21 protein-coding genes and 1 pseudogene are annotated in these 21253 nt (G+C 34.0%); 5 read left to right on the plus strand and 17 right to left on the minus strand.

Annotated features, from left to right (window positions below; translation table 11 throughout):
• Positions 1 to 192 precede the first annotated feature (192 nt).
• The 6 genes from JM172_RS05840 to JM172_RS05865 form a co-directional block, all read right to left on the minus strand.
• Complete coding sequence (locus tag JM172_RS05840; RefSeq protein ID WP_214481158.1) at positions 193 to 1392, minus strand: hypothetical protein; 1200 nt, start codon at positions 1390 to 1392, stop codon at positions 193 to 195.
• 16 nt (positions 1393 to 1408) lie between these two features.
• Positions 1409 to 2242 (minus strand): hypothetical protein, encoded by an 834-nt coding sequence (locus JM172_RS05845; protein ID WP_214481159.1) that lies wholly within the window; start codon positions 2240 to 2242, stop codon positions 1409 to 1411.
• The gene (locus JM172_RS05850) at positions 2239 to 2928 is read right to left on the minus strand and encodes an ABC transporter ATP-binding protein (RefSeq protein WP_214481160.1); all 690 of its coding nucleotides are present in this window, start codon (positions 2926 to 2928) and stop codon (positions 2239 to 2241) included. The genes JM172_RS05845 and JM172_RS05850 overlap by 4 nt, the downstream gene beginning before the upstream one ends.
• A gap of 641 nt (positions 2929 to 3569) precedes the next feature.
• A complete protein-coding gene (locus tag JM172_RS05855; protein WP_214481188.1) occupies positions 3570 to 4523 on the minus strand; it encodes an NAD(P)-dependent alcohol dehydrogenase in 954 nt (317 codons plus the stop codon).
• 267 nt (positions 4524 to 4790) lie between these two features.
• A complete protein-coding gene (locus JM172_RS05860; protein ID WP_214481161.1) occupies positions 4791 to 5486 on the minus strand; it encodes a DUF4386 domain-containing protein in 696 nt (231 codons plus the stop codon).
• Between the two features lie 355 nt (positions 5487 to 5841).
• Positions 5842 to 8478 carry a winged helix-turn-helix domain-containing protein gene (locus JM172_RS05865; protein WP_214481162.1) on the minus strand — a complete coding sequence of 879 codons (2637 nt, stop codon included), beginning with the start codon at positions 8476 to 8478 and terminating at the stop codon, positions 5842 to 5844.
• A 586-nt stretch (positions 8479 to 9064) separates the two neighbouring features.
• Between JM172_RS05865 and JM172_RS05870 the strand changes: the two genes are divergently transcribed.
• Both JM172_RS05870 and JM172_RS05875 read left to right on the plus strand, forming a co-directional pair.
• Positions 9065 to 9319 carry a hypothetical protein gene (locus JM172_RS05870; protein WP_214481163.1) on the plus strand — a complete coding sequence of 85 codons (255 nt, stop codon included), beginning with the start codon at positions 9065 to 9067 and terminating at the stop codon, positions 9317 to 9319.
• A gap of 408 nt (positions 9320 to 9727) precedes the next feature.
• The gene (locus JM172_RS05875) at positions 9728 to 10222 is read left to right on the plus strand and encodes a DUF4064 domain-containing protein (RefSeq protein WP_214481164.1); all 495 of its coding nucleotides are present in this window, start codon (positions 9728 to 9730) and stop codon (positions 10220 to 10222) included.
• 314 nt (positions 10223 to 10536) lie between these two features.
• Here JM172_RS05875 and JM172_RS05880 read toward each other — a convergent pair whose 3' ends face one another.
• The 5 genes and pseudogenes from JM172_RS05880 to JM172_RS24690 form a co-directional block, all read right to left on the minus strand.
• On the minus strand, positions 10537 to 11013 hold the full coding sequence (locus JM172_RS05880; RefSeq protein WP_214481165.1) for a hypothetical protein: 477 nt from the start codon (positions 11011 to 11013) through the stop codon (positions 10537 to 10539).
• A gap of 177 nt (positions 11014 to 11190) precedes the next feature.
• Complete coding sequence (locus JM172_RS25090; protein ID WP_284730430.1) at positions 11191 to 11316, minus strand: hypothetical protein; 126 nt, start codon at positions 11314 to 11316, stop codon at positions 11191 to 11193.
• A gap of 447 nt (positions 11317 to 11763) precedes the next feature.
• Positions 11764 to 12579, minus strand: a complete 816-nt coding sequence (locus tag JM172_RS05885) for a DUF1129 family protein (RefSeq protein ID WP_214481166.1) — start codon at positions 12577 to 12579, stop codon at positions 11764 to 11766.
• Positions 12542 to 12877, minus strand: coding sequence for a PadR family transcriptional regulator (locus JM172_RS05890; RefSeq protein WP_214481167.1), 336 nt, complete (start codon positions 12875 to 12877; stop codon positions 12542 to 12544). The genes JM172_RS05885 and JM172_RS05890 overlap by 38 nt, the downstream gene beginning before the upstream one ends.
• Positions 12878 to 13091: 214 nt before the next feature.
• A pseudogene (locus JM172_RS24690) lies at positions 13092 to 13196 on the minus strand (HAD hydrolase family protein); the annotation flags it as partial.
• Between JM172_RS24690 and JM172_RS24695 the strand changes: the two are divergent.
• Together JM172_RS24695 and JM172_RS25095 are read left to right on the plus strand one after the other, a co-directional pair.
• The gene (locus JM172_RS24695; RefSeq protein WP_214481168.1) at positions 13150 to 13326 is read left to right on the plus strand and encodes an SDR family oxidoreductase; all 177 of its coding nucleotides are present in this window, start codon (positions 13150 to 13152) and stop codon (positions 13324 to 13326) included. The pseudogene JM172_RS24690 and the gene JM172_RS24695 overlap by 47 nt on opposite strands.
• Before the next feature lie 59 nt (positions 13327 to 13385).
• Positions 13386 to 13520 (plus strand): hypothetical protein, encoded by a 135-nt coding sequence (locus JM172_RS25095; RefSeq protein ID WP_284730431.1) that lies wholly within the window; start codon positions 13386 to 13388, stop codon positions 13518 to 13520.
• A gap of 166 nt (positions 13521 to 13686) precedes the next feature.
• On the opposite strand, the gene JM172_RS05900 is transcribed toward JM172_RS25095, so the two are convergent.
• From JM172_RS05900 to JM172_RS05925, 6 genes are all read right to left on the minus strand, one after another.
• A complete protein-coding gene (locus JM172_RS05900) occupies positions 13687 to 14256 on the minus strand; it encodes a histidine phosphatase family protein (RefSeq protein ID WP_214481169.1) in 570 nt (189 codons plus the stop codon).
• A 114-nt stretch (positions 14257 to 14370) separates the two neighbouring features.
• Positions 14371 to 15570, minus strand: coding sequence for an MFS transporter (locus tag JM172_RS05905; RefSeq protein WP_214481170.1), 1200 nt, complete (start codon positions 15568 to 15570; stop codon positions 14371 to 14373).
• A 171-nt stretch (positions 15571 to 15741) separates the two neighbouring features.
• Positions 15742 to 16194, minus strand: coding sequence for a GNAT family N-acetyltransferase (locus tag JM172_RS05910; RefSeq protein ID WP_214481171.1), 453 nt, complete (start codon positions 16192 to 16194; stop codon positions 15742 to 15744).
• A 133-nt stretch (positions 16195 to 16327) separates the two neighbouring features.
• Positions 16328 to 16756 (minus strand): GNAT family N-acetyltransferase, encoded by a 429-nt coding sequence (locus JM172_RS05915; protein ID WP_214481172.1) that lies wholly within the window; start codon positions 16754 to 16756, stop codon positions 16328 to 16330.
• Between the two features lie 132 nt (positions 16757 to 16888).
• Positions 16889 to 17368: a GNAT family N-acetyltransferase gene (locus JM172_RS05920; RefSeq protein ID WP_214481173.1), complete on the minus strand. Its 480-nt coding sequence runs from the start codon at positions 17366 to 17368 to the stop codon at positions 16889 to 16891.
• 202 nt (positions 17369 to 17570) lie between these two features.
• On the minus strand, positions 17571 to 18350 hold the full coding sequence (locus JM172_RS05925) for a class I SAM-dependent methyltransferase (RefSeq protein ID WP_214481174.1): 780 nt from the start codon (positions 18348 to 18350) through the stop codon (positions 17571 to 17573).
• A gap of 738 nt (positions 18351 to 19088) precedes the next feature.
• On the opposite strand from JM172_RS05925, the gene JM172_RS05930 reads away from it, so the two are divergent.
• Complete coding sequence (locus tag JM172_RS05930) at positions 19089 to 20942, plus strand: glycoside hydrolase family 3 protein (protein WP_214481175.1); 1854 nt, start codon at positions 19089 to 19091, stop codon at positions 20940 to 20942.
• The last annotated feature ends 311 nt before the right edge of the window (positions 20943 to 21253 follow it).

Genomic DNA, 21253 nt, shown 5'->3' on the forward strand with positions numbered 1-21253 from the left:
ATACATATAAGTACATTCCCTTCTTGAGCTTTTACTGAGGTTGTTTTCGCTTAGTTTTCCAACTAAGAAATTACTGTTTCGCTCATTAATCTCTACTAAGAATATTATTTTGCATTTTTAAGATAAAATCTCTCATCAATGTAATAAAGACAAGCAGCCCCAAATAATCCATTATTGGGCTGCTTTAAATCATTAACTTAAACTTTGAATACCCAATTGATCATACTTTTCACTTGTAAGTTCTCCTTCATATAATAATTCCCCTGAGGATAAATCACTAACATAAAGGGCATAACCATTAGTTGTTGGGTGGAGTATATTTATTTTTCCATTTATTAACTGATATTTTATATCATAACCAGTTTGTTCATTAAGAAAATCGAAAGTTATTTTATCGCCCCATTCTTCCTTTTCTATATCATACATAATGACTCCAAATTCATCTTCTTGTTGAGATGGAAAGAATAGCGTTGAACCAACAATTGTAGATGAATTAGAAGATATTAATATTTCATCTGGTATAGTCAATGATTTGGATTGATTTGTCTCTATGTTGTATATAACAAGTTCATTAGGATCTGAACCTGAACCATCGTCATATTGTACCGTCTCACCATTTTCACTATAAATCGTAGCATCAGCTTTCATTAAAAGATATTTTTGAGGTTCAACAGATTTTAAATCATTCATCATCGTTATGGTTGCATAGAAATTGGTTATCGTACTTGGTATAATCAGTGTAGAAAGTAGTAATTCACTATTCATGAACTCTTGCTCATCTATATCAAACGTGTAAACCGTTAAATCCTCTCCTCCATCTTTCCGCTGACCACTTGCAAAGACCTTAGCGATCCCATTAAGTACTTGGATCTCTCTTACGTCTAGGAAATCATAACTTTCTTTATTTGGTAACTTCAACTGGATTGAGCTAACTTCTTCAGATTTTTTATTAAGAATATCAATATTAAATGAAATATTGGATCGAGATTGATAATCCCAAATATCACCGACATAAACTAGTACGTTATCATCTTCATAATAGTGATTTAAGTTAATTGAATTTTTACTACGCATAAAATTGTTGTACTGTTCTCTCCATTCCAAAATAATGGGGTGTATCCAACTCTCTGACAATTGTTCAAGCAGAGACGGCGTGTTATTTCGATTAATTGTATTCTTATTTGTAATTTGCAAGTTGTGATATTCACGCGTTTCTTTTGTATAACCGCCTGCCAATATTTCTATATTTTCTACTGCATCCTCATTTCCACTTACTTTTTTCCATTCAACTAGTTTATTTTCTGTTGCAGCTATACTAGATTGCATATAAAAAGTTCCTATTATTATTACAGTAACAATACAAAGCAAAATTGTTTTTCCAAATCGTTTCATTAGTTTTGGCCTCCTATCAAACCATAATTTTTTTCTTTAAAAGGAAATGCCCGATTAAAATACTTCCAACTAAGATAATTCCTCCAATTCCTAGTTCCACAAAAAATAGTTCCTTGAGATACAAATAATCATTTAAAACAAGTTTATTTATTAATAAAGGAGCCAACAAAATGAAAAGACATAAAACACAATAGATAATGCCATAGAACACCCCTTTTAAATGATAAGATCGTTCAAACAAAATAACGGTAAAAGCAATAAATACAAATGTCATGCCACTTCCGTAATAAAGTAGAAATTCAGTGAAAGTTGTTGGAATTAAGTTTTTTAGTAATGTGTCTTGAGTTGTAATTTCAATGAAAGTTAAATCGGTACGAAACTCATGAGGGACCATCCATTGGAAAACTTGACCTTCAATGAGTAACAATAATAACTGGAATGCTACGAGACCTAATATTAGTAGTAGAATCGTTGTCGCCTTTGCTAAATAAAGGTTAATACGTGCAGTTGGTAACGCTAATAAACGATAACTAAATGTATTTTTACCGAACCAATCACGGTACCAAATAAAAAACACACATAGTATTAACGTAACGATAGCAAATAATATCGGTGCCTTAAAAAATAGCGTTTCTGAAATATTTAGAAAGGACATCGTTCCATTCTCTTGCAAAAACACATCCATTGGAATGAAATTTCCATATATTTGTTCATTAGCTCGATTTACATACCTTCTTGATTGAAAAATGACTCCGACCATTTGTGAAAAGAACGTCAGCCCCATTAATACAACATATAATTTTATAAAACGATTAAACTCAAAATCTATTAACTTCATATAACGTTTCATACTATATACACCTCTCTCATCACATCGATGATTGATTTCCCATGGCTCTTTCTGACTTCTTCTGTATCGAACTCTTTTAAAACTTCTCCATTTTCTAGTAAAACAACTTTATCTATTAAATGATCAATATCGTTTATTTCATGTGTGGTGATGATGACGCCACGATCTTTTATTAATTCACTAGTAAACACATTTGCAATTTCTTCACGGCTAAACACATCAATACCTGAAAAAGGCTCATCCATTAGGATATACTCTACATCCATCGCTAATCCTAGTAGAAGATTCATTTTTGCTGTATTTCCTTTCGATAAATCTGAGATTCTGTCAGCTTCATTTAATTTAAAGAATTGAAGCAGCTCTGTGGCACGTTGTTGATTCCAACAATCGTAAAAGTCAGCCATGAATGTAAAGGCTTCATGTATTTTCATATGTGGTAACATCGTTATTGAATCTGGAATAAAGGTGATTTTCTCATAGCTCCCTTTATGGAGCCTTTCACCATCAATGAGGATTTCACCACTATCTATAGGCATTAATCCCATAATGGATTTCATAATCGTAGTTTTACCTACACCATTAATACCAATTAAACAAGTAACCTCCCCTTTTTTAGCAGTAAAAGACACATCTTTTAATACACGCTTTCTACCATATTTTTTTATGACATTATTCACTTCAATCATAAGGATACCTCCAATTCATTTTCTCTTATAACAAACCCATGTTATATTTAGGACCTAGATGTCTCTATTGCAGGAAGGTTGATACATTCTTTTTAAATTTCTATATTGCAAAAATATCAACCGACCATTTATTTGATACTAATATTACTAAGTGATTCTTAAGAACCCCGATACATAATAGTGAAGAATTTCTTAAGTCTTTACTAATAATTAGTTATTAGGATTCCATTACTTGGCATTTTAAGGGCTGTGAAACGAAGTTAAATAATAGAAGAAGAAAACGATATTGCTAAAAACGAGTAGCTCGATCAACAATAGTACTATGTAAAATACGCAATATATTTATTCCATAATTCTGCTCCAAGTCATAAAAATGACGCCTTCTTTTGGAAAGAGGCGCCATTTTAATAAAGTATCCTAATTTTTCACTTCATAAATTAACTAACAAATTATTTTATCAATATATACTTGTCATTGTCTTTTTCACTTAAAGTAGCATGTTCATATTTATTCCTGATAATTTTTCAACTGGCTTTAAAAACAGTGCCGTAAGTCAAATTTGAATTAGCTGCTATAAAGGATCAGTTCTAGCTTAAGTTATTGGGGTAGTATGGTTATTAAACATCCTTATGCCCAAAATATTATACAGTTATGACTACATTCCCCTTTTTATGACCTTGATCTACGTATTTATGAGCTTCAACAATCTCTTCTAATGGATAATTCCTGTCTATGACTGCCTTAACATGTCCCGCTTTAATTAACTCGTTGAGTTTAATAAGATACTGTGGACGTATCTTTAAAAATCCATCATCTACAGACACGTATTTTCCACTATTACTAAGTGCTGTTTCACATTGCCTTTTTAGTTTCGAGCTTTTGTTTTTTCCAACAGCATCAAGGATAAAATCATAAAGTTCTAATTGGTTTAATGAATCCTCTTTAGTGTAATCGATTACTTTGTCTGCACCTAGAGATTTCACTAATTCTCTATTTGTTGAGCTGCATACCGCAGTGACTTCAGCACCTAATTGTTTTGCTAATTGCACCGCAGTCGTCCCTATTGCTCCTGAAGCGCCATAAATAAGCACTTTCTTTCCATCTTGGATATCACCATCTTGCATAAAGTGCATTGCCAGAGCACCACCATAAACTATCGCTGCCGCTTCTTTATGGCTTATATTTTTCGGTTTTAGCGCCAATTCCCCTTGCTCAATTTCTTTCGTAGATACACATTTGTACTCAGCATATGTTCCACGGCTATTACCTGTAAATCCATATACTTGGTCACCTTTATTGAATAGCTCAACATCGTTACCTACTGATTCTACGACCCCTGAGAATACGAGTCCGATTATAGGATTTCTTGGTTTTGAAAACCCTAGAAATATTCTCATCATCAGTTCCATGATTTGCTTTTTAGGAAAGCTGGGGTTGCCAGGCATGTTAAAACCTCTAATTACACAATCACTTGCAGTTACTGCAGTTGCGTGTATTTTTACGAGTACTTCATTGTTTTTTGGAATGGGTTTTTCCACTTCTTTAAGCTGAAGGACTTCAGGTGGACCGTATTTAATGCATGTAATCGCTTTTATTGATATCTCCTCCTTATAATTATCATCACTGCTTATCAACCTATTTCTTCCGTTCAGATCATGCTTTTTGTACTAAGTTGTTTTCGTACTAAAAAAATATACACATCGGTATCTTCAAAAATCATATAGTACATCTCAGTTACTCGAGTTTTAGTGAAAGAGCAACAAATTTCTAAAAGAAGCTTATTTAAAGCAATTGGGTCTAAATTATCTCACGTCGAGCTTTTCATATATTACCTATCGTGCGTTTGAAATGATAATTGGCATTTATTTGCTGTGCTTAGCAGTCAGCAACTCATCAAGGTCCGCTTGGTTGAATCCCTTAATAATCAACCAAAGTGCCATTATCATCTCTTGCACACCCAACGGAGCATACAACATTTCTAAATTAAGGTTTAGCCCAAATAACTTTAATAAGTCGACAGCCAGATAAATAACCGCTCCGATCAAACCCCAGACAGACAACCAACGAGGGATAAGTTTGGTGAGATAGAAAAGGGTGTACAGCAGCATTGCCCCGATGATAAAAACAATAGTCGTAACGGGACTCATGATGTCATTTGCCTGAAGCAGGACATTACCAATCACCTGTAAAGATGCCACCTCTGCTCCAGCGACTGTGAATTCTTTGCTGAACACACCTAACAATAACCAACTGACTACCGCTAGGATATATACACTTCCTTCTAGTGGTCCTCGGAATACGACCATCCCTAGTGCCAGGGCTTCATTCTTTTTTTTGAAAAGTGGATATAAGAACACAGGCATCGCCGCTAAAGAAAGCCCCATCATGAGAATAAAAAATGCGCCTAGGTTAAGCTGATAAGGATTGGCAGCAATTTTGCTTAAAAAATCCTCCCCAGTAAATAGATTCATGGTAACTAACTTACTCAAAATTCCTGATGCCGTTCCGATGATGTAGAGGACACCCACGATCACTGCAGTCATTCTGTATGCTTTCATTAATTTGTTCTCCTTTCATCTTTTGTTAAATTAGCTATTATTTTTACCTACTCATTTAACGACTCAAGAGAATACAAGACGACTACCGGCTGTCTAGGTTATGAAAAACCTACAAATAGCCTCTTCATTAGTTCTATTAGTTCCTTTTTGTGAACTGAGGTTGGCAGTTTACAATATTTCCATATCTTCCTCAATAATGATGTTATCTTCCTTATGAACATTTTTCAGTTATTTAAAGCAGAGTCTTAGAAGCCTGTATTTTATTTTACTTCCATTTTTTTAAAATCCATAGACACTTTAGTGTTGTTTTTCAATATGTAGGTGTAAGAAATTTAAGCGACAAACGAATAAGATTCTACAGCAACCCCATCTCACGTGCTTTGGCTACAGCCTCAGTGCGCCTTCTAACCTGAAGCTTTTCAAAAATCCTTCGATTATGTCCTTTCACAGTGTCTAATGCAATAAATAGTTTTTTACTAATTTCTTTGTTTGAAAACCCCTGACCTATTAGCTGTAAAACCTCAAGCTCACGTTCGCTTAAAGCATCAAATAGGAGCTGGGGTTGAGTCATATTTTGTTGTGCTACATAATCAAGTTTGAATGCTTGTAGTAAAAGGTCTATATACTCTGGCATAATCCCATTAGCATATGCTTTAATCAATAATTGTTCCATATGCTCCCCTTCATCAAGGAAAGTTCGAACAAAGCGACCAGAGCTTGCTTCTAATAGATGGTCTGTTAACAATTGTAATGCTTCGTCTGTTTCACCATCTGAATAAGAAACTACTGCCTGTAAAACCTTCAACTTCAACATTTTTTCTCTCATACCATTTTGGCTTACCTCTTGGTAGTAAGTGTGTAACTCATGCTGGGCTTTAGCGATGTCTCCTTGAGAAAGATATACTCTTGCCTGACTATGGGGGAGTTTGTATGTTTCAGCTAATTTACGTGCAGCATGAACCTTTCCCTGATTTAACAATAAAAGTACCTCTGTCTCACTGACTTCTGACATCCGATCTTCTAAGTCATACTGAAAAGCAAACTGTTTTATTTCATATAAGATGCTAGTTGCGCTCTCAAGATCCTTTTTCGCAAGCAATGTTTGGACATATAGAAGGTTACACGTAATGATTTGATTGTAATTTTCTATATATTTCGCTAGTTGTTTACTTTTCTCTATATATTCAATGGCTACATCTAAATCGTTCCATTCGTAATAAATACGGGCTAAACCAATATATACAGGATACGAATATGATGACGGCGTTTCATCCTTCATTTTTAGAGCTTGCTCGTATGTTTTACATGCTTGCATGAGCAGGTTTTCTTTTACTTGTAAGTTCCCTAGCGCGATTGTGGATAATATTTCAATTATTCTATTTCCAGACGCATTACTAGTAGCAATAGCTTCTGAATATGCTTGTTTCGCTTTGGTATTGTCACCTTGTAGTTCATAGGCTATACCTAGCTTCCAAGTAGTTGCAGTTCGCACCGCTAAATTACTTGGGCTTAGATTCTCTAGTGCAATAAGAGACTCGGAAATAATCACGTCCACATTATTTTGGGCTGTAGCTAGCAGCGCACGTATGGCAGCAATATGGCCTGTAAGGTTCCGAGTTTTCATATTTTTCTCAAGTCCATGCAAGGCCCTTTCAGCAGCGAGTAATTTAGGCTCAACCTCGTTATATCGAGCAGACATAGAGAGAACTGAAGCATATATAACCCATAATGTAGGATGAGCATCCAATGTGTCTGTTGTTAATGTTTCAAGCCATTTCATTACAGGGACAACAGCTCCACGAAAGTGAAGAGGGATCCCATTCCCCAACAATATACGTTCAGCTCTTTCTACATCACCAGCAGCTGTAGCATGCTGAAATGCCTCAATCTCGTAGTTGTTTTTTTCATACCAAATACTTGCGCGTATATGTAATTGCGCAATATCTATACCACTGCTCACTAAGGTATCATCACTGCTATGCAACAATTTTTGTTTTAACAACTCTGCAAAAAGGTGGTGATACCGATACCAGCGACGCTCATTATCCAAAGGAATAATAAACAGATTCGATTTTTCTATAAACTCAAGTGATTGCTGCCCTTTAAGAAATGTATCTTGCATTATTGCATCACATAATGAGCCACATAAACGATCTAAAATTGATGTTTGCAATAAAAAATTCTGAATATATACTGACTGTTGTTTAAGAACCTCTTCTACTAAATAGTCCACTATGAAAGAGTGATTTCCTGTAAATGATTTTACAAAGCTTGATGGGTCATCATGTCCGCCCATGGAAATCCCAGCCAATTGAAGGCCAGTAATCCATCCCTCCGTTTTCGCTACAAGGTTATCGATATTGTTTTTTGACAGCTTCAAATTCATCACTTGATTAAGGAAGCTAGCAGCTTCAGAGCTGGTAAAGCGTAAGTCTGAGTTGCGTATTTCCGTCAGCTGATCTTTTGCTCGTAAACGTGCCAAAGGAAGTTTAGGGTCTTCACGAGTTGTAATTACTAAATGCATCTGTGGAGGCATGTTTTCTAAAAAGAATGTCATAGCTTCGTTTATAGGTTGTGTATGGATCGTATGATAGTCATCAAGTACGAGAATAAAATTATATGGAATTGAAGTGATTTCATTGAGAAGAGAAGTTAAGATATCCTCCAATTTGGGTGGCTGGGGAGATCCGAGTAAACTCAAAAGTTCATCACCTAGATCTTCCTCTATTGTCTGTATTGCCGCAATAATATAAGAGAGAAAAGAGTGAGGATTATTATCTCCCTCTTCTAACGACAGCCAAGCTACAGCACAATTACAGTTGGCAAGCCATTCGCTCACTAATGTCGTTTTCCCAAAACCTGCATGAGCTGATATGAGAGTCAAATGCCGATACATCCCATCGTTTAGCTGCTTAATTAAACGGTCTCGTATAACTAACTCTCGCCTCATTATTGGGATATTGAGTTTCGTAGATAAGATGGAATTAGTCATTATTAACTCCCTTCTATTATCACACTTGTTTTAGATTTTACCTTCCCAAGCCGTTAAACATAGTAGTGAAAAAAATCTTATAAGCAAATCAAGCTTAAATATCTGTTAATCATATGTAGACTCTACTATATATGATCCTGGGGAAACACCTTTTCTATATCGACAGCTTATTAACATGGCTATATTCGGTTGTTTATTTTACTAAGTTATAAACATATACACACTAAAATTTGTGGTATCTTTTATTTTCTAAAACGATGACAAACGTTAAAACCGCATGTTTCGGTTCAAATTGGTAACAATAGCATGATCCATTGGTCGTGCTCCTGGCTCCCCGCTTATTCATTTCTAGAACAAGAACTTATCGACTCAATAATCATTATGGATTAATGTTAGCTGTCACATAAGCCGTGAAAAATATAGGTTTAGAAATCTTAAGAAATTCTTCATATATATATTAATAATTATCTAGTATTATTAGTAGCTAGAGCTATTAATGAAAAATTAAGGTCGTATAACCTGTATGCTAATGATAAGATAAAGAGCAAATTTTTATAAGAATATTGTAAAGGGGTGGAGAAAAATAATGTTGGTACAAAGTTTATTCTTTATTGGAGTACCCTTTTTCATTGTTGTTTTCGCTTGGTGGATAACTAAAGAATTACCTTCTAAAAATCGTTCCATGCCTGGGAAGATACTGATTGGTATTGGAATCATATTATTTATTGTTGCAGAAATTCAAAGTTGGAGTTGGCCATTATCTCTTGCTATACTTCTCCCTATTTCAATATTTATAATAGGTGGAATAGTAATACTAGTCATTGTTTTGTTAAAAAGCTAAAGTATTCCATCATACTTTCAACAATCCTTATGACCTCATATGTAAATAGTAAAAATTCACTCAGCACGGATTCAATTCTGTTTTCTTTATTAACAATGGTAGTATGGCAACATTTACGGGTCAAATCCTCTGTTATATGGGTCAAACCTCTATGTTTACGGGTCAAATCACTATGTTTACGGGTCAAATCCTCTGTTATATGGGTCAAACCTCTATATTCCCTATATCGTATTAAGTTGGATCATCATATTCAGACAAGCTCCAATATATGGTCAATATAGTATTCTCCGCTATAGTAATAATCTTACTATTCCAACAATTAATTTTATCATATTTTACAAACTATGATAAATCAACATAATTATGGTAATATATTCACATAATCAACGTAGAAAGGGAGATGTTACTTTGAAGAGAACAGGAGAAATTATTATTTCAGGGATAGCATCCATCTTAAGTGCATTAATAGCTATTATTGGAGCCGGAATGATATATTATTTAAAAAACGAAGAGTTTTTAAGTGAATTGGAGGGTGAGATAGCTTTAGATTATCCTGATGTGGCAGTAACTAATATAACTGATTTTATTGAAAGCATGGCTAGTACAGTATGGCTCGTTATGGTAGCCGGTTTTATTAGTCTGATGTTAGGTCTAATTGCCGTCTTTAGCCTGAGAGGAAATAAGAAGCCACTACTAGCTGGGACGTCGTTAATTATTGCTGCGGTACCAATTATCTTCATAACATTAGTAGCATCTTTATTGGATGGAATCTTAGGTTATTTAACAGCTTTGCTATTCTTAATTGCAGGAATGATGAGCTTAGTACGTAAACGTAAGCAAACATATGTATTAGAAGAATCCATAAGATTAGAAGACGAGAATACCTCTCCCTTCAAGCAATGAGTATTAAGGGAGAATAAAACCACTCGAGATAAAACAAGATCATCTAGCGTACTATTGTACGAAGACATTTTGGTAGTTTGTAATAATTATATTTTACTCCTCTGATGAGAGGAATCTAGCGGTGAGTAAGGACTGAATTCAGTACTTACTCACCTTAATATAGCCTATTTTAGAATTGTTTTCATAAAAGATAAGACAGCATGTAACCCCATAAAAAAAGTAATATATATTATAAGTTCCACCTTGAACTTCTTCCTACTCTAGTTTAATGACTGATTTTAATACTCACTTACCCTGACCTTATTAGGCCAGGGTTATTCCTCTTTAATCATAAGTTCTTCATTAATTATTTCTTTACCGTTAGAGTTTTTAATTACTAATTTCATAGGTTCACCTTTCTCAAATAACCTTGTAGGATGAACAGTCCACAAACGTAGCTTATGTGAATTACTAGGTGTAAAAGTTACATCATCTATTAATTGTCCATATTTCATACTTACATTATCTTCTCCAACCAAGACTCCATTGTCATGATTGTCTACTATTGCTACCGTGTATTTTCCTTTTTCTAAGTTATAAACATCTACTACTAATTGTACTGAATTAGCATCTTTTATTAAGACTATATAGCCATTGTTATTTTCAAATTCGATCAGTTTTGTTAAAAGGTCTTTACTTTCAGATGTTGTAAATTCAGTTAACTTAACGGGCTGCTTATTACTATTTAAATCATCGGACTTAGCATCATCTGATGGTGTATTTGTATTATCCAATACGTTACAACCTGTCATTATTATTATAGAAATTATTAATACAGAAGATAATACCTTTTTGATAAGAAATCACCTAACTTTTTTAAGTAATTAGTATTATAACTAGTATTACGTTGGTTCAAACTATTGTTTCAGTGCACTGTATGTTTATTAATGGCTCTTTTTAATAGCTTTATTGCCTTTTCAACATACATTTTAAAACTGATGGGTATGATCTAGGTCTTTAAAGAATTTTCCCCATTCAATAGAAACTGTATCACGTTCTTTCTTAGTCTCCTTATCTGATTTTGCTCCATCCTCTTCATTGTTCTTATTCTCCATATTCAACTCTCCTTCACATAACGAAAATATGTTTCACACGTATTCATTTTTTAGTAGAAGAAACATTGGAAAACTAGCTTGAGCTAAGTCCATATATTCCAAATAACTACCAATTATTTTTCTTACATTAGAAGACGTAGGTTTTTCTTATAAAGTTTCACTCATTTAAAGAAAAGATATCCATAAGGTGAGTAACATACCTTATTCCAAACAACTATGCTAATAATATTCATTGATGCTCTTTTAATGACTCTGATTTTAGAAAGTAGCCTCTCGTCAAAGAGTTGTGGAATCTCCCCACTTTTAGTACGAAATTGAAACTATGAAAAATAAGCATTAATTAAGACATGTCTCTTCTAGAAACATGTCTTTTTATGTAAGATTTTATTAACATAAATATTCAGCTTCACTCAATGAAAGCTCCCATTATCAACTCTGAATATAGTTTTATTTAGCATCTGTCATTCTTTTTCTCTTTAGTTTCTTAAATTCCAAGAACAAATAGATTCCTATTATGAAATATGTTATAACCATCCCAATAACCAACCGTACATCTTCGCTATATGTAGTGAGCGATAATATAAATGTCGGTAGATGAAGTGCTATCAAAATAACAAACATAACAGGAGTCTTTGCCCAAATTGAAAATAAAACTAAAAAAGTCAGAACAATTAAGCCAATAACTAGACTACCTAACCAATCAAAGTTGATAGTTGGGGTTTTATAAAATGTATCTACTACCATTAAGCCTACAAAGAATGTTAAGGTAATAATAATTGGAAGTAACAAAATAAGAAATTCTGTTAACTTTGAAACTTGATTGCTAGCAGTATAGCGAAAAGTTATAAAAACTCCTCCAGCGAACATCAAACTAAACAAAATTGTTCCTACGATTTGCAATAGACTATAACTTAATGTACCTTGAAATAAATCTCCTAAGATAGAAAGTGACAATGTACTAATAACAATGAGGGGAACATATTTCGCCCACAACTTATAATCGGTTTTCATCTCATTTGAAATATTTTTCATATATTCTTTGGGTGAACCCCCCACTATTTGATCAATTGACTTACCATGCTTTTCAGCCTCAATAAGATGAACTTCAAGCTCTTCAGCAATTTCCTTAATTTCACTATCATTTTTTCCACTTGAAAATAAGTACAACCTTAAATCATCAATAAATTCCTTACTTTTATCAGATAGTTGATGTCGTTTCATTGTCTCAACCTTTCCTTTTTGTTTCTTGTTTAATAACTGCATTAACACTTTTCTCCAGTTGACTCCATCTACTTAAAAAATCATTCAAAGCATTAATTCCTTTTTCTGTAAGTGAATAGTACTTTCTTTTTGGGCCTGCTGTTGAACTTTTACGTACAGAGGTTACGAGACCTTCACGCTGCATTCTCATTAACAAAGGATAGATTGTTCCTTCACTTACTGCACCAAATCCATACTCACTTAACCGTGCAGCCATCTCATATCCATAGCATTCTTTGCCATGTATAATTGCCAATAGACAACCATCTAAGATCCCTTTCAGCATTTGTGTTTGTGACATTATCGTTCCACCATTCTTATTATCTTGTTTTACAAGGTATATATTTAGTATATGCATAATTAACTTGTAATGCAAGGTATTAATGAGAAAAATATCCATTTATAAAAAGTATCCATTAGCAAATGACAAAGGCGCTTATCTATCTTTCAGATTTGCGCCATATGGTCGTTTAATTTATCGTTCCCTACAAAAGGCTCCTATTAGTAAAATAAATTTAAATTATGCTATATTGCTTGAGTGCATAGCTAATACCATCATCACTGGATTTTTTCGTGATAAAATCTGCAGTATTCTTTAATTTTTCACTACCATTTCCCACATCTGTTATTCAAAGATTTGTCGAGATGGAAGAAGTCGCTGGAATGGCTCTATATTTATCATCTAAACAAGCATCTGCTATTACTGGGTCAGCTATTAGGGTAGAAGGTGGAATATTATCAACTATTTAAAATAGGAAGGAATGATATGAAGTACAAAATTAACCGAACACGAGACGCGCATAATAGCTTTGTCAGTTAAGAAAATGATATTAGCTGGAGCTATTGTAGTGGCAGCAACAGATATACCATTAAAAACGTCTATTAAGGTGTGTGGAATTGGGATAGGAACGCTCATCATAACGAATGAAGCAATTGAACGATAAAAAGCAAACTATTGTCATGGTAAGTAGATAACCAGGGAGCCTAACCATTTTGCATGCACTCATAATTGTAGATGTTCTTCTTTTAGACATAGAAATACCCCTTTAGATATCAATATCTAGAAGGGGTAAACTCGATTTGTACATACCACCCTACTCCATCTTAATGTTATGTACTCCATAATCTTGTTACATCTACTAATGTTTGATCATTAAATTCCATTTTGTATACATCTGGTTTAGAGGTATTTAACAAAAAATTTAAATCGTACTTATCGTCATAATACTCCATCATCAAAGCCATTACTGCTCCATGAGTACCTAATGCTATTTTTTGTCCTTTGTACTCTTTCAATAATTTATTCAAGACCTTTATAGCTCGATGTTGACAAAGTGAATTAGACTCCCCTCCCGGTAAAGCAAAATCAGGATTTGAGTATGACTTATTCAATAGAGGGAATAATTCCTCATCAGATATTCTCTCGTTTCGGTTAATGAAAATTCTTTCTTTAAGATCTTCAAATACTATTACTTTTTGTCCCGAGCGTTGAGCTAATTCCTCTATCGTTAAAATTGCCCGTTGATATGGACTTGAAACGAAAACCCCGATCCCCTCTCCCTGTAATAATTCCGTTATTCGACAAGAATCTAATTTACCTTTTTCCGTTAATCCTCTTGTTCTTTCATTCCCATCCTTTGGTGACTCCCCGTGTCTTACCATGTAAATATATGTATGCATATATAGCCCTCCATGTTTCCAATATTAGTATGAAATCTTTAAATGAAAGGTTATTATTTTTTTAGATACTAGTAACTTTGTTCTACCTCACTTTTTATGTACCAGTTTATTAGTTTATAACCTACGAATTGGAGATAATAATGCAATGACTACCTCTATTCCTTTTGCAATTCCTGCAACGATAAAAACTCCTCCAGGATGAAAATGATCGGCCACATATACACCTAATAGTGCTCCTAAAGGCATAGCTAAGCGGGTAAATACTCTTGAGAAGCTTAGTACTCTCCCTAACATTAAATTAGGGACACTCTCTTGTCGTACGGTCATAACTAATGTATTCCAAGCTACATTACACGTAGCAACTAAACCTAAAGATATTCCAGGTGCAAGCCAAAAATCACTAACTATTGCATAAGCAAAACCAATGGTACCAATTAATAAAAGCATAGGAATAAGGATCCCTCTACGTAACACACGTTCCAAAGGTACAACTATAAAGCTTCCTAACAGACCACCAGCACCTAACAATGCATAATTTAGACTTATTTGGTTCTCATCCAATTGTAATGATAAAAGCAAATAAAACATGAGAACAGCATAAACAGCACTATACCCTAGGTTACCGACCATCGCCTGAAGTGAAAAGCTTAAATTCAGTCGATCTTTTAATAACCACATTAATCCTTCTTTCATGTCCTTATATATACTTCTAATGTTAGTTTCTCCACTGTTTTTCCCTAAGTTGGGTAGTTTCAATATTGCTAGAAATGTGAGACAGAATGAAATTACATCGATCCAAAGAATATTAAATCCACCTATAATTGCAATTAAAAAACCCGCTAGAATAGGACCAATGATATCAGCTAATTGATTAACTAGTTGAAATGATGCGTTCGCTGTTGTTAATTTTTTACCTGTTGATTGCTTTATAATATTCGGTATAGCAGTAATAATAGTTACATCAAATAACAAGCTTAAAATAGTTAATGCAAAAGAGATAACATATAGGTGCCATATTTGTAAAATATTCATAAAATGGAATAACGGGATAAGAGAAATTAAAACTGCTCGTAAAACATCTGCCAATAACATTAAATTTTTACGATCCCATTTATCAACTAAAACACCAACAATAGGTCCAAACAATACAATTGGCAGAACACTGATTGCATAAATTGTACCCATTATTAAAGCTGATTGTGTTAACTCATATGAAATCCAAGGAATAGCAAAAGTATATAAGGCATCTCCAACCCTCGATACTAATAATGAAAACAGAAACGTATTATATGAACTAAATATCTTCTTTAACATTCATTTCTTTCTCCTATTTCTGTCTAGTATTATCATCAGGGGCAATTTGATAAATTCATACATTCTGAATTTGACTACGACACAAATTGTTCTTTAACCTTTACAATGAACAAAGTCACGTGCTATTTCATAAACGCACGGTTTATAGAACAAAGGCCTTTCTTTTTAAGCTTATAAATCTTGAGATAATCGAATCATATCTCTACACTGTATACCGTTCTCAAAAATTCCTTCTTCATAATGTTTAATAAAAAAGTCCAAATCAACACCAATAATTCTAAAACCACATTTTTGATATAGAGCCAATTGACCAATACTTGAATTTCCAGTTCCAATTTCAATTGTTTTATAACATTTTGCTTTTGCTATCTGTATTGCATCCATCACCAATTGCTTCCCTATACCTGTACCATGTAGCTTTTCTACAACTCCAACATTCACCAACTCAACTGTCTCAGGTCTTGTTGGAAGTAGTACATACACTCCAATAACTTGCTGTTCACTTTCGGCTACATAACATTCTCCCCTATTTACATAATCATTGACAATATCTCTTGAAGGGTCAGCCAATAACAACAATTCCATCGGAGGTTCTTCATTTATATTTAGTTTCCGAATAATCATAATTAATCTCCCTACATTCATATGAAATTGTTATAATCTACGCTGTAACAATTTGTTGATTTGCTCAGAATACCTTAATACAATCTCATTGTTATCTTTTTAAAAAAATGAGATAGATAGCAAGAGGTCAACGTTACAAATGCTTTACAAACCTATAGCCCGTTATTTCATAACCAAGAAATTTATATAGTTCGTGTGCTTTTACCCTCTTTTCACTTTTTCCACTTAAAAGATATATAAAATTAGAGCCTCTTTTTATTGACCAGTCTTCTACATATTTAACCAAGGATTTTGCAATACCTTGACCACGATATTGTCTTTTCGTAACGAGCGAGGTTATTTGGATCTTTGCTTCGTTACTTGTGTATGTTGTATGAACCGTTATTCCAATCATCCCAACTAGAGATTTTTCCTTTTCTGCAACAAAGGTGTAGTAATTTGGATTGGATTCGATACGTTCCATTCTTACTTTCATATCATCAATTGATGCAGGGTAGCCTAAATCAGCCATTAAACTTGTGAGTTGTGCTAAATCACTAGTGTCGTATTCTCTTATTTCCATTAGAAAAACCTCCCCAAATCCCTGTGCTGTATGATTATTGTAAAAGACTCTAAGTTCATTCTGTACTCTTCTTACATTAACCGCTTGGCAGCTACTATGTTCAGCAACTGTCCACGTTTATGGAAAAAGACTTTAGAAGTTTTTCTCTAAACAGAGATGAGGCTTATCCTCAAAAATTACTTCTTTATATTTTTTGAAGCCTAATTTACTCCAAAAATCTATCCCTCTACTATTTTCTTTATGAACTGCCAAACGTAACTTTTCTTTTTGCTCCTGTCTAATAAGGTTTTCTATATGCTCATATGCTACAAGCGAATTACCTGCACCTTGATACTGTTTGTGAATGACAAACAAACTTATCCAAGGTGTATTATCTGATGAGTTATTAAGACAGTAATCTACTAAGCCTATGTAACTTTTATTCTTTTTGATTAAAAGGCGTGTGGTATTCAACTTTTTAGACTCTTCATACTCTGACTGTATATCTTCAAAATAAATTGTGTTTTTATTTTTAGACATAAGGTTATAATTTGAATTTGAATTCATAATCTCAAGCTCAATCTGCCATTTACTTATGTCATTCGTTTCAAATGTTATCATTTCAACCACCATTTCTATTATGTAAGCAATCGTTCACGTTACCTTAATACCAATTATTTCAAATGTTCAATACCTAGACAATCACAATATATGTCCCTAAAATGAAAAAGCTCTTTTCTTAAACTAGGATATAAAGATATTCAGAAGAAAAGATGCCACGAAATCTAATAACTTCTACACGATTTGAAGAGAGGGTGATCTTATTATCTATTCATTACTCTTTTATCTTTAACGCCCTCGTAGCAATAAAAGTTTTAATATACTTATCTAAAATTCTTGTTCCACCGAAATCGTCTTCATAAAAACCTGCAATGACAAATCCAGCATCTATTTGACCTTGAATTTGGTCTTCCAAAGTATGCGCATATTCTATCGTTTGATGAGAATTGAGATAATCTTGAACCTCATCCTCAGGTAAATGATTTAGAGTAGATGAGGGTATAGCATGTTTCACATCTAAGATTCCTTTTCTTTCTTGAGTGTCATCAAAAATCCATAATAGAGGATTTGTGAATCCTGTGATCAAGATTCCTCTATCCTTCAATACTCGAGATGCTTCACTCCATACAGGATGTACATTTTTTACGAATAAATTTGAAACAGGGTTGATAATCATACCAAAAGATTCATCTTCAAAATCGCTAAGATCAACCATATCTCCTTGTATTGCTTTCAACGTTAAACCTTCACGTTTAGCAACTTTTTCATCCTGTTCTAACTGTTTCTTAGATATATCGGTTACTGTTACATCTGCTCCTGCTGCAGCAAGAATAGGAGCCTGTTGCCCCCCACCAGAAGCAAGACAAAGTATCTTTAGGCCCTTTAACGAATAAGGAAACCAATTTCTCGGGACAGGTTTTTCAGTTGTCACTGTGATCTCCCATTCATCATTTCTACTTCTTTCTATCGTTTCACTGCTAACAGATTTAGTGTACCTAGAACCTTCTTGTACTTTCTTATCCCAAGCAGTGCTGTTTTGTTGTGTTGTATTCATTTTGTCATTCCTCCTGCCAAAAATATATAAAAATTCATCTATTTAACAATAACATAATATTTTGTTATTAATTTCCCTATCAAACAAATCTCCCACATAAAGCAAAAAACGCACATTGCTCTGATTTATTACAGAACTGAGCTATTTTCATGGAAGATACAATAAATTTAAATCTCGTTGCTTTTTATAAAGAAGACTGCAATTCTTGTAAAGATTAAATAGCCCGAGCCTAATCTGAAGAAAAATTCCAGTTTATTAGAAATTAATCAACGTTTCTTTCAGCTGGTTTTCGTTTCACTCCTAACTATGAATTACTATTCTCTAATAACTCCTATATAAAGACAAATTCCTCCAATTATAGTCAAAGGGTTTCGTAAGAGAAGCAAGAATGTATAAACAAAGCTTTTTGGAGGTGATCGAAAAAACCAATCCTATTCCTTTATTTATACTTAACGATTCTTTCTTTATTTTTGTTAGAACATCTACTCCTATCGCATTTTTTTCGTTACAACACTTTATGGTGTAGCTCCAATTCTTACAATCTATTAGATAAAATATATCCTTCATAACCATCTATTACTGTAATTAACCTGCATATTCTAACACATTTAAATCCACCTATTCCTATATGGTTATGGTAGATGTTTTAAAATTTTTATGCTTCTTAGGAAAGCTTCATGAGGTTTCTTGATCTTTGTTGTAGCCAAAATAACTTATAAGGTAATGGAGGTAATTTATTTGACTAAAAGGCCTTTAGAAAAAAAATTATTTATTATGATACTAAGTGCGATCATCATTATAGGAATAGGAACATCCTTGTTCAGTGCTGATCATATCGCAAATGGAGAAGTTGTCCCATTATATCAAGATGCAAATGCACCTATCCCCGATCGGGTTACTGATTTAATTTCTCGAATGACATTAGATGAAAAAATCGGACAAATGACACAAGTAGACAGAAGATACTTAAATTCTGATAACGATATCGCATCATATCATATTGGATCGTTATTAAGCGGTGGTGGATCAGCCCCAACTCCTAATACACCGGAAGCATGGGCTGACATGTATGATCAGTACCAATCAATTGCACTCTCGTCAAACCTTCAAATTCCAATTATTTATGGAATCGATGCTGTACATGGTCATAATAATGTATATGGAGCAACCATATTCCCGCACAATATTGGCTTAGGAGCTACGCGTAACCCTACATTATTAAAGCAAATTGGTGAAGCTACGGCCAAAGAAGTAGCTGGAACTGGAATTGATTGGACGTTTGCTCCATGCTTATGTGTCAATAGAAATGAACGGTGGGGCAGAACCTATGAAAGCTATGGTGAAGATCCAGAGATTGCTAGTTCATACTCTACGATAATTGAGGGATTACAGGGTACAAGCTTAAATGACCCTTCCTCTATTTTGGCAAATGCTAAGCACTGGGTAGGTGACGGAGGTACATTAGGAGGCGACGATCAAGGTGATACTATCATTTCTGAACAAGAATTGAGAGACATTCATATAGCACCATTTATAGACGCTATTGAAAAAGGTGTCGGTTCAGTTATGATTTCTTATAGTAGCTGGAATGGAGAAAAATTACATGGACATAAGTATCTCATTACAGATGTCTTAAAAGGAGAACTAGGATTTACAGGATTTGTTGTTTCAGACTGGGCTGCCATTGATCAATTGCCTGGCGATTATGCTAGTGATGTCCAAACTTCTATAAATGCAGGTATAGATATGGTAATGGTTCCTGATGACTATAGAACATTTATTAATACATTACGTACAGAGGTAAACGAAGGTCGCGTATCAATTTCACGAATCGATGACGCAGTAGAACGAATTTTAACGAAAAAATTTGAACTCGGCTTATTTGAACAACCTTTTACTGATAGAACCTTCACATCAACTATAGGATCGCAAGAGCATAGAAATATTGCTCGAGATGCTGTAAGACAATCTCAAGTGCTCCTTAAAAATGATAATAGTATTCTCCCATTATCAAAAGATTTAAATAAGATATTTGTCGCAGGGAAAAATGCTGATAATATTGGGAATCAATCTGGTGGTTGGACGATTAGTTGGCAAGGTAGTAGTGGAGATATTACACCTGGAACAACTATATTAGAAGGTATTCAAAGCACAGTTTCTCAGAATACTGAAGTTACGTATAATGAGAGGGCTATCGGATTAGACTCTAGTTATGATGTAGCTGTAGTTGTGATTGGGGAAACACCATATGCAGAAGGTAATGGAGACCGACCAACAAATTTAGGACTTGATAGAACAGATATTGCAACTCTTCAAAAAATCAAGAGATCTGGAGTCCCTACCGTTGTTATTTTAGTTTCTGGAAGACCGATGATCGTCACTGATCAGCTAGAAAATTGGGATGCATTTATTGCAGCATGGCTTCCTGGAACAGAGGGTCAAGGCGTGTCAGATGTTCTCTTTGGAGATTACAACTTTACTGGTACACTGCCACTAAGTTGGCCACGCACTGAAGATCAAATTCCAATTAATGTTGGGGACACTCCCTACGATCCACTATTCCCTTATGGATTCGGACTAACCTATCCCTAAGGAGTAGCATATCTTTATAAATAAATGGCTCTTTCGTAAACTTTGTTGCAATTGCTACTAAATTTGAACCGCAACATGTTGTTTCATACGTTGGTCATCATTGTAACAAAGAGAAGATGCCACGAACGCTAGTTATGTATATGTTTTAATCATAGTATGAAAATTAACAAGCAAAGCAGTCTAAAAAACACACAATTACTACCTTTCAACAGAATTTAAATGGACTCTCGTCATTGAACTGCACCCCAATTGTTAGACAAAACTAACAACGGAGGTGCAGTTTTTAATGACAAAGTATTCCTTAGAAACTA

The sequence above is a fragment of the Bacillus sp. SM2101 genome (genome assembly GCF_018588585.1).
Taxonomy (GTDB): domain Bacteria; phylum Bacillota; class Bacilli; order Bacillales; family SM2101; genus Nanhaiella; species Nanhaiella sioensis.

Coding starts and splice junctions, on each gene's coding strand:
- JM172_RS05910 (WP_214481171.1), bottom strand. CDS start 16,194: ATGATTATTCGGAAACTAAATATAAATGAAGAACCTCCGATGGAATTG.
- JM172_RS05880 (WP_214481165.1), bottom strand. CDS start 11,013: ATGACAGGTTGTAACGTATTGGATAATACAAATACACCATCAGATGAT.
- JM172_RS05890 (WP_214481167.1), bottom strand. CDS start 12,877: ATGTCACAAACACAAATGCTGAAAGGGATCTTAGATGGTTGTCTATTG.
- JM172_RS05915 (WP_214481172.1), bottom strand. CDS start 16,756: ATGGAAATAAGAGAATACGACACTAGTGATTTAGCACAACTCACAAGT.
- JM172_RS05905 (WP_214481170.1), bottom strand. CDS start 15,570: ATGTTAAAGAAGATATTTAGTTCATATAATACGTTTCTGTTTTCATTA.
- JM172_RS05840 (WP_214481158.1), bottom strand. CDS start 1,392: ATGAAACGATTTGGAAAAACAATTTTGCTTTGTATTGTTACTGTAATA.
- JM172_RS05850 (WP_214481160.1), bottom strand. CDS start 2,928: ATGATTGAAGTGAATAATGTCATAAAAAAATATGGTAGAAAGCGTGTA.
- JM172_RS05925 (WP_214481174.1), bottom strand. CDS start 18,350: ATGAATACAACACAACAAAACAGCACTGCTTGGGATAAGAAAGTACAA.
- JM172_RS25090 (WP_284730430.1), bottom strand. CDS start 11,316: ATGGAGAATAAGAACAATGAAGAGGATGGAGCAAAATCAGATAAGGAG.
- JM172_RS05845 (WP_214481159.1), bottom strand. CDS start 2,242: ATGAAACGTTATATGAAGTTAATAGATTTTGAGTTTAATCGTTTTATA.
- JM172_RS05865 (WP_214481162.1), bottom strand. CDS start 8,478: ATGACTAATTCCATCTTATCTACGAAACTCAATATCCCAATAATGAGG.
- JM172_RS05860 (WP_214481161.1), bottom strand. CDS start 5,486: ATGAAAGCATACAGAATGACTGCAGTGATCGTGGGTGTCCTCTACATC.
- JM172_RS05870 (WP_214481163.1), top strand. CDS start 9,065: ATGTTGGTACAAAGTTTATTCTTTATTGGAGTACCCTTTTTCATTGTT.
- JM172_RS05885 (WP_214481166.1), bottom strand. CDS start 12,579: ATGCAGTTATTAAACAAGAAACAAAAAGGAAAGGTTGAGACAATGAAA.
- JM172_RS05900 (WP_214481169.1), bottom strand. CDS start 14,256: ATGCATACATATATTTACATGGTAAGACACGGGGAGTCACCAAAGGAT.
- JM172_RS05920 (WP_214481173.1), bottom strand. CDS start 17,368: ATGGTGGTTGAAATGATAACATTTGAAACGAATGACATAAGTAAATGG.